The organism is Amycolatopsis sp. CA-211722 (assembly GCF_056828465.1).
Genome location: NZ_CP184752.1, coordinates 8111648 through 8124487, shown reverse-complemented (window position 1 = coordinate 8124487; position 12840 = coordinate 8111648). Strand labels below are relative to the sequence as shown.

At 66.9% G+C, this 12840-nt stretch carries 12 protein-coding genes; 2 read left to right on the top strand and 10 right to left on the bottom strand.

Annotated features, from left to right (window positions below):
* Nucleotide 1: 1 nt before the first annotated feature.
* From ACOCEP_RS37135 to ACOCEP_RS37115, 5 genes are all read right to left on the bottom strand, one after another.
* A complete protein-coding gene (locus ACOCEP_RS37135) occupies nucleotides 2–379 on the bottom strand; it encodes a DUF1801 domain-containing protein (protein ID WP_482334371.1) in 378 nt (125 codons plus the stop codon).
* 73 nt (nucleotides 380–452) lie between these two features.
* Nucleotides 453–656 carry a helix-hairpin-helix domain-containing protein gene (locus ACOCEP_RS37130; protein ID WP_482334369.1) on the bottom strand — a complete coding sequence of 68 codons (204 nt, stop codon included), beginning with the start codon at nucleotides 654–656 and terminating at the stop codon, nucleotides 453–455.
* Nucleotides 657–672: 16 nt separating this feature from the next.
* Nucleotides 673–2892, bottom strand: coding sequence for a UvrD-helicase domain-containing protein (locus ACOCEP_RS37125; RefSeq protein WP_482334367.1), 2220 nt, complete (start codon nucleotides 2890–2892; stop codon nucleotides 673–675).
* Between the two features lie 76 nt (nucleotides 2893–2968).
* Nucleotides 2969–3622, bottom strand: a complete 654-nt coding sequence (locus ACOCEP_RS37120; protein ID WP_482334366.1) for a hypothetical protein — start codon at nucleotides 3620–3622, stop codon at nucleotides 2969–2971.
* A 182-nt stretch (nucleotides 3623–3804) separates the two neighbouring features.
* Entirely contained in the window at nucleotides 3805–5058 is a 1254-nt protein-coding gene (locus tag ACOCEP_RS37115) for an HNH endonuclease signature motif containing protein (RefSeq protein WP_482334364.1), read from the bottom strand.
* A 246-nt stretch (nucleotides 5059–5304) separates the two neighbouring features.
* Here ACOCEP_RS37115 and ACOCEP_RS37110 point away from each other — a divergent pair, with 246 nt between their 5' ends.
* Nucleotides 5305–5622, top strand: a complete 318-nt coding sequence (locus ACOCEP_RS37110) for a putative quinol monooxygenase (RefSeq protein WP_482334363.1) — start codon at nucleotides 5305–5307, stop codon at nucleotides 5620–5622.
* 37 nt (nucleotides 5623–5659) lie between these two features.
* Nucleotides 5660–6457 (top strand): DUF1684 domain-containing protein, encoded by a 798-nt coding sequence (locus tag ACOCEP_RS37105; protein WP_482334361.1) that lies wholly within the window; start codon nucleotides 5660–5662, stop codon nucleotides 6455–6457.
* Here the strand turns inward: ACOCEP_RS37105 and ACOCEP_RS37100 are convergent.
* The 5 genes from ACOCEP_RS37100 to ACOCEP_RS37080 all read right to left on the bottom strand — a co-directional run bounded on the left by ACOCEP_RS37100 (nucleotide 6439) and on the right by ACOCEP_RS37080 (nucleotide 12772).
* Nucleotides 6439–7434 (bottom strand): BtrH N-terminal domain-containing protein, encoded by a 996-nt coding sequence (locus ACOCEP_RS37100; RefSeq protein ID WP_482334359.1) that lies wholly within the window; start codon nucleotides 7432–7434, stop codon nucleotides 6439–6441. The two genes, ACOCEP_RS37105 and ACOCEP_RS37100, sit on opposite strands and share 19 nt — an antisense overlap.
* The gene (locus tag ACOCEP_RS37095) at nucleotides 7431–8234 is read right to left on the bottom strand and encodes a MerR family transcriptional regulator (protein ID WP_482334358.1); all 804 of its coding nucleotides are present in this window, start codon (nucleotides 8232–8234) and stop codon (nucleotides 7431–7433) included. Before ACOCEP_RS37095 ends, ACOCEP_RS37100 begins: the two co-directional genes overlap by 4 nt.
* A gap of 46 nt (nucleotides 8235–8280) precedes the next feature.
* Nucleotides 8281–11181, bottom strand: coding sequence for a discoidin domain-containing protein (locus ACOCEP_RS37090; RefSeq protein ID WP_482334356.1), 2901 nt, complete (start codon nucleotides 11179–11181; stop codon nucleotides 8281–8283).
* 158 nt (nucleotides 11182–11339) lie between these two features.
* Entirely contained in the window at nucleotides 11340–12026 is a 687-nt protein-coding gene (locus ACOCEP_RS37085) for a hypothetical protein (protein ID WP_482334354.1), read from the bottom strand.
* A gap of 38 nt (nucleotides 12027–12064) precedes the next feature.
* Nucleotides 12065–12772, bottom strand: coding sequence for a HEAT repeat domain-containing protein (locus tag ACOCEP_RS37080; RefSeq protein WP_482334352.1), 708 nt, complete (start codon nucleotides 12770–12772; stop codon nucleotides 12065–12067).
* Between the last annotated feature and the right edge of the window lie 68 nt (nucleotides 12773–12840).

Below are 12840 nucleotides of genomic sequence, written 5' to 3'. Positions count from 1 at the left end.
GTCATCGCGCCGCCGCGGTGATTTCGAGGTCTCGCGCCTGCTTGAGCCAGCCGGTGAACAGATCGGCGTCGATGTCCTCGACGGAGCGCAGTTTGACGTGCGCCATCTCCCGCGCGCTCGCCTGCAGCCTGCCGGACTCGTCGTCGACGAGCTGACCCTTCCACAAGGCGAAGGTGACGTACGACGAGTAGGCCTTCAGCAAGCAGACGAGGTTCTTTCCGGCGGCTTCACCGGCGCTCCAAGTCGGGGACGCGTGATACATCGCCTCGATGGAGCCCGGGAGGGTGGCGTTGACGATCGGGCGCAACGCGGTGGCGACTTCGCGCAGGTTCTCCGGCAGGGCGGCGATGTAGTCGTCGACGTTCGCGAACTTGGCCATGACTGGAACTCCTTCGGTCGGTGTGCTGCGCCCAGCTAACCGTCCGATGGTTGAAGTTGTCAAGACAAAAAATTTAGTCGGTGGGTTTGAATGCTTGACCTCGTGTTTCCAGCGCTTCGCGGATGATGCGGAGCGCTTTGGGGCCGACGCCGTGCAGGCTCGCGAGTTCGGCTTCGGTGGCACGGGTGAAGTGCTCCAGCCGCGTGTAGCCGGCGCCGGTGAAGGCGCGGGTCGCCGGGTTGCCGATGCCGGGCGGCAGGTCGGTCTGTTCGTTCATGGGGAGTCCTCTTCGATCAGTGGCCGTGCCGTCGCATCCATTGTGGACTGCAGCAGAACTCGCACGGTTCGAGCTCGCCTGGGGCGACGGAACCCCAGGCGAGGCGCGTGACATCGTGGACGTTCATGCCCTGCCGATGCGCGCGACCCTGGCCCTTGCGCAGCCAAGTGCAGTCCGGGTCGTTGTGATACGCGCTTCCCCCGGAGGTCCGGAAGCCATGGGAGAGGACGTTCGGTGGCGGCTTACGGCACAACGAGCACCAAGAGATCGGCATGTCGTGGACGCAGTCCTCTTCGGCTTCCACGGCTTTCGCCGGCTCATCGGCCTGCTCGGGCGCGGTGTCGTCGAGCACGCCCCACCAGAGGAAGTCACGGGCCCGCGTCGCCGCGACGAGATGCTGTCTGCCGCGCAACTCACGGCGCTCCTCTTCGGCCTGGCTGCCGGTCACACTCTCGTGGGTGTTCTGCAGTACCAGCACGGCCTCGAAGTCCAACCCCTTCGCCCGGTGCACAGTGCCGACCTTGAGCTTGCCGTCGGCCGCACCGGTGTAGTGCTCCAGCGCCAGCGTGGGAATCCCGGCCGCACGCAGGATCTCGAAGCATCGACCGAGATCCTTGTGGTGGAAGACGATCAGCGCCGAATGGTCAAGGCGCGCCGGCAGTTTCCGGACCGCTTCGACCAGCGCGCCGGTCAGTTCTCCGGACGTGCCCCGCCAGGTTTCGGTCGTGCCGCCCTCGCTGGCGGACTCGGCCGCCCGGAGCGCGATCCCGTCGGCGCCGTCGAGATCGTCGACCCGGTTCGTCGCGTCGAAACGTCGCGCGAAACCCAGAACCTCGGCACGGTTGCGGTAGTTCACCTTCAGGATCTCGCCGCGGCCCTGGACGGGGATGCCGGCGTCGGACAGTCGCCAGCCGCCGGGGTAGACCTGCTGCTGACCGTCTCCGACCAGCAGTAGCCGGTTCGGGCCGTCACCGGCCAGGTCGCGCAGCAGTCGCAGCCCGCACAGCGGGATGTCCTGCACCTCGTCGACGACGACTCCCGCATACGGCGTTTCGAGCGGCCGCTTCGCGAGTTCGGTGCGGCCGAGCTCGATCAGGTCGTTGTAGTCGTGCACGGCCCTCTCGGCCAGTCCTCGCTGGTAGTGCTCATAAAGGTCCCAGACGTGGGCTTTCTGGTTCGCGTCGAGCCGGAGGATCCGTCCACGCCGCTGGACCGCGACGTAGCCGGCAAGCGTCGCGATGCCCCTGCCCTTGATCACCCGGTCCAGTTCCGTGCGCCAATAGTCGACGCTCGGCTCGATGACCTGCAACTTCTCGCGGTGGGCCATCCAAGCGAAGCTGAACGCCGTGTCGATCTTGCGTCGATCCACCCGCACGGGCACTTCGCGCTCGGCGAGGAACCGGCGGACCCAGGCGTGCAGGTTCGTGAACTCGACGCGACCGTCCAGCTCGGGTGCGAGCCTGTCGAAGGCGGTCTTGATCACCGAGGGCAGCGTGTGGACGTAGGTGGTGAACAGCAGCGGCCCGGTGTTGAGCCGGGCCAGATGCCTGAGCCGGTGGAGAGCGACGACAGTCTTGCCGGTCCCCGCCGGGCCACTGATCCGCGCAGGCCCCGAGTAGTCCCGCTTGACGATCGCGTTCTGTTGCGGATGCAGGAAGGTGAGCCACGAATCGAACGGACGTCGCTGGGCTGCTCCGAGTTGGTCCTCGATCAGTTCGGTGACCTCTAGCAGCCCTCCCGTGCTCGGCTCGCGGTCCGGCTGCGGGACGGCCAGGGTCCGGTAGCCGCGCAGCCGTCGTTCCGCTTGCTCCGCGATGACGGCGACCGACCGTTTGTCGAGATGGAGCGCGTCCCGCCGGAAAATCCGGCCGAGGCTCGACTCGGTCAGAGACCAGTGGACGCCGTCCTGACGGGGATCGCCCGCGCCCTGGCCGATCACCGCGAGGTGGATAGCGCTTTCGGCCAGGGAACGGCCCCGTGGTCCGGGGATACCGGCAAAGCGTTCTTTCGCATGGCGCAGGATCTGGTTCGCGGTCTCGAAATCAGGCCTCTTGTCCGAGATCAGGAGAGCGAAAACGCCGGTCTGCCCGATCAGGAAGGCGTCCGCGCTCCGGCTGTCCCCCGACGGCAGCGCCGCCTTGACCATGAGCCGCCAGCCCGTACCGGTCCGGCTGAGCAGGGCGGTGAGCACGTTGCGTTGTAGTGAGTCCAGACCGGTGAAGGTTCTCTCGAGCATTTGACTGGCTTGGTTTTCGAGTCGCCTTCTGGAATGGTCGCTTCTGCTCACATGCGTTCCGTTCGTCGGTGGTGGTTCAAGGTGCGGGGAACTCGACGGCGACATCGACGGCCGTTTCAAGCGTCGCTTCGCTCGGCCGTCCGGAGGCCGGCGCGGATTCGGCGATCACGACCAGCTTCTTGGCCTGGCGAGAGTCGTAGTTCTTGCCGGTGTAGCGGCTCCCCGGCGGCGCCTCGCCGAAGAGAATGACATTGCCAGTGCCGTCCTTGTCGACGAGCCGTTTCAGGTCGCTCGCCTCCTTTGCCTTCGGCATCTCCACCCACGCGACGGAGACGGTGATGGTGTTTCCGGCGCTGTCGTCGACGACGATCAGCATGCGGTCGAGATCGACGCAAGGATGGCGCAGGAAGAAGCGCTGGACTTCACCGAAGGAATGCGGTCCGCATTCGAGTTCTCGTCTGGCGGTCTTCTTGAGCTGACGCCAGCCAAGACGTTGCCATGATTCGGAATGAAGGCCTTTCTTGGCGGATTTCTTACTGGAGCTTTTGCCCTTGAGGGCTTGGCTCGCGGCGGAATCCAGGGAGGCGGCGGTGCCTCCGCCTATGGTGTTGGTGGCGGCTCCGACAGCCAGTGCGCCGCCGCTGACCACGGCCGCTGCAGCGACAGCTGCTCCTTTTTTCGGCTTGTCGTTCCCGAAAGGGCGCGGTTTGCCGCCCACCATCCTGACCATGCGTTCCGTCCCCTCCCAAGTCCGGAACGGTGATCTTGCTCCGGGCTCTGCGGAATAATCGAGGACTCATGCGCCAATACGCCCGAACGGCGCAATCGATCTGCGGGTTTCCGCCGGTACTGAACGGTTTTAGGCATGATGAGGAGCCCGTCGCCGGTGTGGCCGACGGGCTCCTCGGGTGTTCAGCGGTGGTGCAGGGTGTTGCGCCGGGGTTGTCGGAGCGGATCCCGGTACTGGGGTGGAATGAATTCCGGTCGCCCATCAACGGCCATCCGTACTTCCCAGTCGCCGTGGTGGATCAGGCGGTGGTGGAATCCGCACAGCAGCACGAGATTCCGCAGATCCGTCGGTCCGCCGTCCACCCAGTGCTCAATATGATGGGCGTGGCAATTCTTCGGTTTCCGATGGCAGCCGGGGAACGCGCAACCCCCGTCGCGGATGTTCAACGCCCGCCTCTGGCCCGGTGTGACGAACCGCCTGAGCCGTCCCACATCGAGGGGCTCCCCGGCGGCGCTCATCACGACCGGCAGCATGAGGCAGTCGCAGGCCGCGAGCCGTGCTTCCCGTGCGGTCATCGTGCCGACGAAGTCCAGGCAGGCGGTGCCGAGGCCGGTTTTGAGTTCCTCGAGTCCGATGGTGACGTTCACCAGGGTGCGGTAGCCGCTGGTGCCGGGTTGGTCGGGGCAGGCGATGGCCAGGTCGAGCAGTTCGGCCCAGGCGTCGCCGAGGCGTTCGCATTTCATCCGCAGGTCGGCTTGCCCGAATTCGTCGACGGGCCGGGGCTGGGCATACGCCTCCAGCGCGGCGGCGGTGCGGGCGCCGGTCTCGTTGTCCAGCAGCCCGGTGAGTTTCCAGAACCCGTCTCTGCGTCGTTCCAGGGTGATTTCCCGGCGTGGTTCTTTGGGTTCGGGGTCTTTGGGTTCGTTGCCGTCTGGATCCAGCAAGCCCAGCAGGTTCGCCTCGGCTTCCGAGAGCTGGCGGGGTCCGGCGTTCGGGGCAAGATCGCCGAGGATCTGCTCCGCAGCCGCCCGATCCTCAGCCGAAATGTCGGAAGGGAGTTTCTTCAAGATCTCCAGGATCTGATCGATCCGCTCATCCCCGACCAACCCCTGAGCCGCCACCGCGGCAGTCGCCGGCGCGAGAGGTGGAACCTCCGTGCCGTCTAAAGCGCGCGTCGGGTTCAAGGCGATCGCGCGCTTCACGATCGCGCCCGCTTCGCCGCGCGATAGCCCGGCCAGATCCGCGAGCCAGCTTGCCGTGCTGCCATACCCGTACAAGTCCTTGGCGCCACGAGACTCGATCTCCGCAAGAAACCGCCCCAGACAAGCGGTCGCCATCCGGATCACCTGCAACGACTGCTGCACACCATGGGCAAGCTCCAGCTTGCCGGCGCGCCACAACTCTTGCGGCAACTCGGGGAGGAAGGTCTCGGACACGACTCCAGAATACACCAATGAATCGAACGCGTGTTCGTAATTTTAAGCAATCAGCGAAAGCGCGCGAACAACACCGAAGAGTGAAACAGTCGCCAATGCCGAATCACCCTGCGAAGCCAACCTGCGCATTTAGTCGACTAAATGCGGGGCATTGAGCAAAGCGAGTAGTCGACCGAACGCGAACAGCAGTCGCCTAACATCCACCTCATGACGACAAGCACCACAGAAACAGGCGCCACGACCACGGTGGAACTGACCCGCTTCAAAGTCCCCGCCGACCGCGCGGACGAACTCCTCCAGGCCCGCCCCGCGATGATTGCCGACTTCCGGGCCGATCGGGAAGGGTTTCTCGACGCCCAGTTGATCCGGGTCGACGACGACACCTGGCTCGACGTCGTGTGGTGGCGTTCCTCCGAGGATTTCGCGGCGTCCAGGGAGAAGGGCGCCAACCTGCCCGGGATCAAGGCCTTCTTCGCGCCGATCGCCGAGCTGGTCTCGGCCGAGGAGGGTGTCACGGGCGACCACATTCCGGGACGGGAAATATCGCCGCCGCCAGTCCGTTGACCAGGGGGAACGAGCAAGGTCACGGAAGGGATCGGCGATGAGCACAAGCCTGGACACGTTCACGCACGACTGGCAGGACTGGAAGACCCAGCGCGAGCGCGATCTCGCCGATCCGCTCGGCTGGCTCGCCCTGGTATCCCTCGACTGGCTTGAGGACAAGCCGCGTGCGTACGACGGGCTGCCCGGCCTGTGGTGGCAGGACGCCGACGCGGCGTACCTCGACCCGCAAGGCGCCGATCTCTCGCATGACGGTGAGCGGGTCACCGGTGTCCGTCGCTTCGAACTGGTCAACAGCGGCGCGACCACCAGGGTCGTCGCCGGCGACATCGAGATCGAGGTGGCTCGCCGCGGCGGGTACCTGATCCGGACGCACGACCCGAAGGCACCGGTGCTGAACGCTTTCCGTGGTGTCCCGGCATACGAGCCCGACGCGGCCTGGGTGCTGTCCGGGACTTTCGAGCCCTTCGACGAGCCGCGGCCGACCACGGTCGGAGCGGTCGTCGAAGGGCTCAGCCACGTCTACGTCTCGCCGGGCATCGTGCGTTTCGAGCACGACGGCGCGGAGCACGAGCTCACCGCGTTCAACGGCAAGAAGGACGGCCTGCTCATCCTCTTCACCGATGCCACGAGCGGCGTCACCACCTACGCGGCGAACCGGTCGCTCGCGGTGCCGCCGCCGGCGGCGGACGGGTCGGTCGTCCTCGACTTCACCCGCGCGACGAATCTGCCGTGCGCGTTCACGGACTTCGCCACGTGCCCGCTGCCGCCGGCGGGCAACGATCTGCCGTTCGCGGTGGAAGCGGGGGAGAAACTGCCCTACGAACGCACACGCTGAACGGTCGCGAGCGCCGTCATCGCCTCCTGTTCGAGCCTGGCCAGCTCGGACAGGAGGGCGGAGGCGTCGTCCAGCTGGCCGACGTCGCCTGTTTCCCCGGCCCGCGTGAACAATCCTGCGACTTCTGTCCATAGTGGAGTGATCGTGCGGTATTTCTCATACGCGGTGCGGAGGCCGGTGTCCTCGACCAGGGGCAGGCATTCGTCGAGGAAGTCGCGGTAAATCCGGCGGAACAGCGCGCCGCCGGTCCCCGCCCGCTCCATCAGCATGGCGGCCTGTGGCAGGTCGCGCGCCGGATCGGTGCTGCGCTCCAACCATTTCCGTACCTGGACGGCCGCCTTGCCGATCCCGCGATACCCGAGGTTCGCGATGGGCGGATTCAGGAACTCCGCCGCGTTGGCCCGGACCGCCGTCCGGATGGCGTCGGCGAGCGGGACGAGAGGCGCGTCGACACCGATGGTGAACGAGCGGTTCTTCGCCGTCATCGGGCCCTTCTCCCCGCGGGCGCGTTCGAGGCTCTCCAGTGATGTCGACACGGCCCCACCCTGCTGGGCCGTGTCGACGAGAAGAGCACGCTCGTCGTCATAGCCGTACAAGGCGGCGAAATGCCCGCCGAAATGGACCTTCGACGTGAAGTACTCCAGGTGGTACGAGTCGAGTTGCAGGCCGACGGGCACCCCGGCGTCGATCTCCTCGGCCACGTTCCGCCACGCCGTGCGCACCGACGTCGTTTCCTTGACCCGCAAGGACAATCCGAGCCGATCGGTCAGCTTCCGCGTGATCTCGGCGGGTTTGCTGCGCCCCCCGAGGAACGGGAACGGCAGGTTCTTCCCGTCCCAGTAGACGAAGCCCAGACCTTCCCCGAGCCCGAACAGCATCGGCTCGGACAGCTCGACACCGGCGTGCCGCAGGAGGACGCCGAGCGTGCTGGTCTCGCAGTGCTCCCCGCCCGTGGCCGCGATTCCCTCGATGATCACGAGGCCACCGGCCAGGCGACCTCGGTGCGGTAGGCCTCGGACGCGACGCCCGGTCCCGGTGCCACCAGATACAGCTCTTCAGCGGGCCCGGCCGGGACGCGGTCGCGCTCGGCGATCCAACGGCCGAGAGATCGGTACGCGGCCTCGACGTCTTCGTAGCCGCCCTCGTGGATCGTCGCCACGAGCAGCCCGCCGGGCAGCTCGGCGGGACCGATCTCCCCGTCGTCGCGCACCGGCCCGTCGACCGGGACGAACAGTTCGACGGTCAGCTCGTCGGGATCGCCGGTGAGGTAACGGGTTCCCGGCGGTCCGGACGGCGCGACCCCTTGCGCGCCGAGCGCCGCGAACAGCCGGCCGTACGCGGGTCCGATCAGCCCGGCCAGCCCGCTCAACGGGGTCCGGATCGCCAGCCGGGCGATCGATTGCGGTTCTCGCACACGTTCGTAGACGTGCAGCCACCGCGTCGGTTCGGCGAGCACGGAGCCGAGCCCGTCGATGATCGCCGCGAGCTCCGCGGCCCGCGCCGCCACGCGGTCGTGATGCCGTTTGACCGCGGCCCTCACCTCGTCCGGGTCGCCCGCGTCCAGGATGGCGGCGATCTCCGCCAGCGGCACCTCCAGTTCCCGCAGCCGCCGGATCAGGCCCGCGCGGGCGAACTGGTCGAGCGAATACCGGCGGTACCCGGTGCCGGGGTCGATGCTGGCGGGTACCAGCAGCCCGATCCGGTCGTAATTCCGCAGCGCGCGGACCGACAGCCTGGTGGCGTGCGCGAACACGCCGATCGGCATCAAGGTCGTCATGGGACCAGCCTGAACCCTCTCCCGGGGAGAGGGTCAAGCCGGTACCTCATCCCAGTGACAGCCGATCGAGATCCGGCGCGGACGCGTGGTCGTTGTGCAGTTTGATCGTGTTCGACCCCGCCTTCAGCTCGACCGGCAACGACGTCGTGAGCTGGGTGTTGTTGCCGGCGCCGTCGACCTTCACCTCGATCGGCGCACCGCCGTTGACCGTGACGAAGTACGAGCGCGGCCCGTTGACGGTGAAGTCGACGTGGAGGGTGTAGCGCCTGGTCTCGGGCACGATGACGTCGTCGAACCGGACGAACGAGCCCGGGTCGCCGCCGATGTTGCGGACCTTCTGCCCGCCCGAGCACGCCCCGCAGTTCGTGACGCCCGCGTCGCCGACGTCGTTCGCCGAGTCTTCGGCCTCCCGCATGAAGACCCGGTCCGCCGGTCGCGGGCTCACCCGCACGGGTTTGCTCACCGCCAGAGCCCGGCCGAGCAGGGTGAACGACGCGGTGACCGGGATGTCGGCCGCGGTGACACCCTCGGGGGAGATCAGGGTCCAGGAGGCTTCGAGCTCGTTCCCGACCCGCATCGATGCCGCCTTGGCAGGAGCACCCTGCAAGGTCCAGCCCGCCGGGACCACGGGTGCGAGGCTGACCCGCTCGATCGTGTCGTCGGCGTCGAGCCGCAGCTTCGCGGTCACCTGAAGGGACTGCTTGCCCGGCGCGAGCCACTGGACGCCGCCCGGTTCGACGGTCAGCGTCGTTTTCGGCGTGTAGGACGACGGTGGCAGGGGAGCGACCGCGATCCGATCGAGGCCAGGCCCCGAGGTGGCGTCGCTGAACACCTTGACGGTGTTGGCGCCGGCCTTCAGCTCGACGGGGATCGCCGTCGAGGTCACGATTCCCGGTGTTCCGGCGTCGATCGCGGTCTCGACCTTGGCGCCACCGTTGACACTTACCGCCACCGAGCTCGCGGGACCGCCCGTGGTGTCGAGCTGAAGCCGGTGATTTCCGGCCTCGGCGGCGGTCACGTCCGGGAAGGTGACCGAGTTGCGTTCGCCGCCACCCAGCCCGGTGACGTGGAACGAACCGGAACAGGACGAGCAAGGGCCGAGCCGGGCGCGGCCGTCGTGGTCGTTGCGGAAGGACTCGGCCTCCAGCGGAACCTGGGCGCCCAGTACAGAACTCGGGTAGCCGTACGCCACCTTGATCTCGTCGATCGCCAGCTGCTTGAAGAAGGGTTTCGCCTGCGGCCCGGACCAGGTGTTCAGCACCTCGAGTTTGACGAACCGGGTCTGCCGCTCGCCGAAGTCGACGAACTGCACGCCGCGGGCGCTCGGCATCGCGCCGGTGCGGACCGGTTGACCCCAGTTCCGCCCGTCGTCACTGACGTAGACGCGATAGTCCTTGATCCGCGCCGAATCCTCCGGCCTGCCGAACGATTCGCGCGCGTGCGTCGGCGACATCTCACGCTGGTTCACCGCGAGGTAGGTGGCGGTCCGCCGCCTGCCGAGGTCCAAGATCAGCGAAACCGGCTGCTTGCCGTCGGCGTCCCAGTAGTTCTCGAAGTTCCCGTCGATCAGGTTCGACGCCGGATGGCCGTCACGTGCGGACGAAGCCGTCGCCTTGATCGTGCGGGGGTCGTGGAAATACCGTTGCCCGGCCGTTTCCACCTTGAACACCGTGTCGTAGGTGTCCCAGTCCTTGATGTCCACAATGGTCAGATAGCCGCCGGATTGGCTGAAGCGCATCGGCTTCCCCGTGCGCAGGTCGGACACCCTGGTCACCTTGTACCCGTTGTCGCGCAGCCGGAGCAGGTCGGTGCGTGGCCGCGTGACCACGTGGAGGTACTGCGTTCCCGCGCCGGGCTCGACGGTGATGACGCCGTGCGCGCCGTCGTTCCAGAACCCTGGCTGCATCCCGCCGTACAGGTAGCCGCCACCCTCTTTGCCCGTCAAGGAGGACTTGATCGGGGGCACCCAGCTCGCCATGAAGTTGTTGTACGCCTCCTGTCGCGGCGGGAACTTCCCGTTCACCATCGGGGTTTCGGCCATCAGCGACTTCATCGACGAACCCGCGTTGGTGACGTAGCGCCCGGTGGACAGCCGGAAGTCGACGGCCTGATCGGTGCCGTCGTACCACCAGGCACCGTTGGTCGGCAGCTTGTAGTCGGCCTCGGTGAGTCTCGGCATCGGGGTGAAGGCGGCCTGCGGGTAGTCGTACGGCGGGGTGATGCCGGTCTTCTGCTCGTTGCTGACGGTGTCCATGATCGGGGTGTCCTCGTTGTTGTTGCTCAGCAACCAGGACGGCCGTTTCTCGCGGATCTGTTCGTAGAGCCGGTTCTTCTCCCAGTAGTCGTTGTCGTTGTCGATCCAGAACCCGGCCAGGTCCGCGTACCGGTCCATGACCTCGTGGAAGAGGTCGTAGCTGTACTCGCCGAAGCCAGGGCGGGTCGTCAGGTCGACCTGCTTGCCCTTGTAGGCGGAGTACGCGGCGGAATCCAGGGACTCGACGCCGGTCTCCTTGTGCCACTGGGGATCGTCGGTCATGTAGAGGATCGTCCGGACGCCTTTGGCATTGCCCGCTTTGACGAGTTCGCCGAGGAGGTCGCGGCGCGTGGAGCAGCTGCCCGGGATCGCCGACGGCCACGGACGCGCGTAACCCAGCCTGCTGTGGAAGGTGGCGAGCACGATGTAGGAGGCGCCCAGCTTGCGGGCCTCGTCCACCCAGTAGTCCGCGCTCCAGCCGCCGTCGGTGACGGCGCGTTCCCACGCCGCGCAATCGGTGTGCCGTGGCGCGGTGAACATGCCCCAATGGAGGAAGAGACCGGCGGTGGCTTCGCGCAGCCACTTCTGCCTCGGATGGTGTACCTCCGCGCTCGCGGCTGTCGTGGTGAGCAGGCTCGCCAGCAGGGCGAGGACCAGGGCGAGCCAGGTGGCGCGGTGCACTCTCATGACCATCCGCTCTCATCCAGGGCATGGTTACCGAGAGATCCGATGATTGCGGCAGAAATCATCGTGGTCAAGCCCCGATGAGCGGAACACAAGTTCAGTCATCCGAGGTATTTCGCGGACATGCCCTCTCGTCTGCAGTACGAGAGGGCCTTGCCGGTCGTGCTTCAGATGGTGAAGCCCGGATGGGTCGCGAAGGCGTTGTCGATCACGAGGTTCCCGCGCTGGCGGGCTCGTTCACGCAAGGCCGACGTCGTGCGGGCGCCCTGCGCGAAGAACCACCACAGGTAGAGCGCGCCGTACATCCAGGCGCCCTCGTAGCCCCAGGTGGAGTCGGCGCCGCTCTTGCCGGCGCCGAACACCGAACCCGCCGGGAAGTTCGCGTTGTGCGGCTTCCCGCCCTGGTGGCGGGATTCGTGGATCAACGTCTCGGCGCGGCCGGGAACGTCCTTGGAGTACCAGAAACCGAGGTACAACTCGATCCGGTCGTCGACGAACGCCCCTTTGAACGAGCGCGCGATCGCACTGCCGTCGCCGCAAAGCGAGCGGAGGTCGTCGCAGTTGTCGCGGACGTAGCGGCGTGCCCAGTTCAGCATCGCCCCGGAATAGGCGTCGTTCTGGTAGTCCTGCGCCGAATAGGTCAGCAGGTAGCACGCGTTGAACGTCCGGGCCAGCGGCTTGTCGGTGTTGCACGCGTCTTCCCAGCCGAAGCCGTCGTCCCAGTAGTCCTTGTTGCCCGCGAAACCGTAGGTGTTCCAGAAATAGTCGATGTAGGTCTGGTTGCAGATCGAGGCGCCGTAGAAATTGTCCCCGGTCACGTTCTTGTCGGGCACGGTGTAGCTGCAAGTGGCCATCGGAGATCACCTGTCTGTAGTAAGGAATTTGTTGTGGTTCAGGAGGGTGGCGGCACGTCGTCGGTCCGCGAGTCCTTCACGTACCGGCCGCCGACGGCCTGCGGGACGCCGCGGACGTCGACCCGCCGGATGGTCAGCAGGCGCTCGTCCTCGGTGCCGCCGAGCTCCTCGCGCACCCGGGCGGTGAGCTCGGTGTCCCCGGTTTCGGCGATGGCCTGGACCGCCGCGCGCCGTACCGTGAACACCTCGTGCCGGACCTGGCGCAGAAGCAGCTCCTTTGCCGCGCTGTCTCCGGCGGATGCCAAGCGCGCCAACGCTTCCACGGCGGTGGTGCGGATGATCACCTCTTCGCCGACCGTGCTGATCCCGTGTGCGGGGTCGTCGGAACGCTCCGGCGGGATCGGCTGGCGCAGCACGTTTTCCAGCATCGGAACGGCGGCCGGGTGCTTCAGGTCGGTGAGCAGCTGGACCAGGCCCCACCGCTCCAGGTACTGCTCCTCGGACAAGGAGTCGTACTGTGCTCCGAGCGCGGGGACGACGTCGTCCGCGCGCTCGCGCAGCCGGTCGAGGCTTCGCTGGTAATTGCGCTCGGCGTCCTCGCCGGACGCGGCCATGGTTTCGGTGGCCTGGGTGACCAGTTCGCCGATTTCACTGTTCGAGAAGCTTCCGAGGCCCGAACTGCCCGGGCCCGCTTCGAGATTGTCGCCACCCGGGCCCAAGGACGGGGTGTCGGGATTGCGTGGCATGAGGTTCTCCTTCGCAGCGGCGGTGATGCTGACGGAAGGAAGGAACGCGAACCGGGGCGGCAGATACC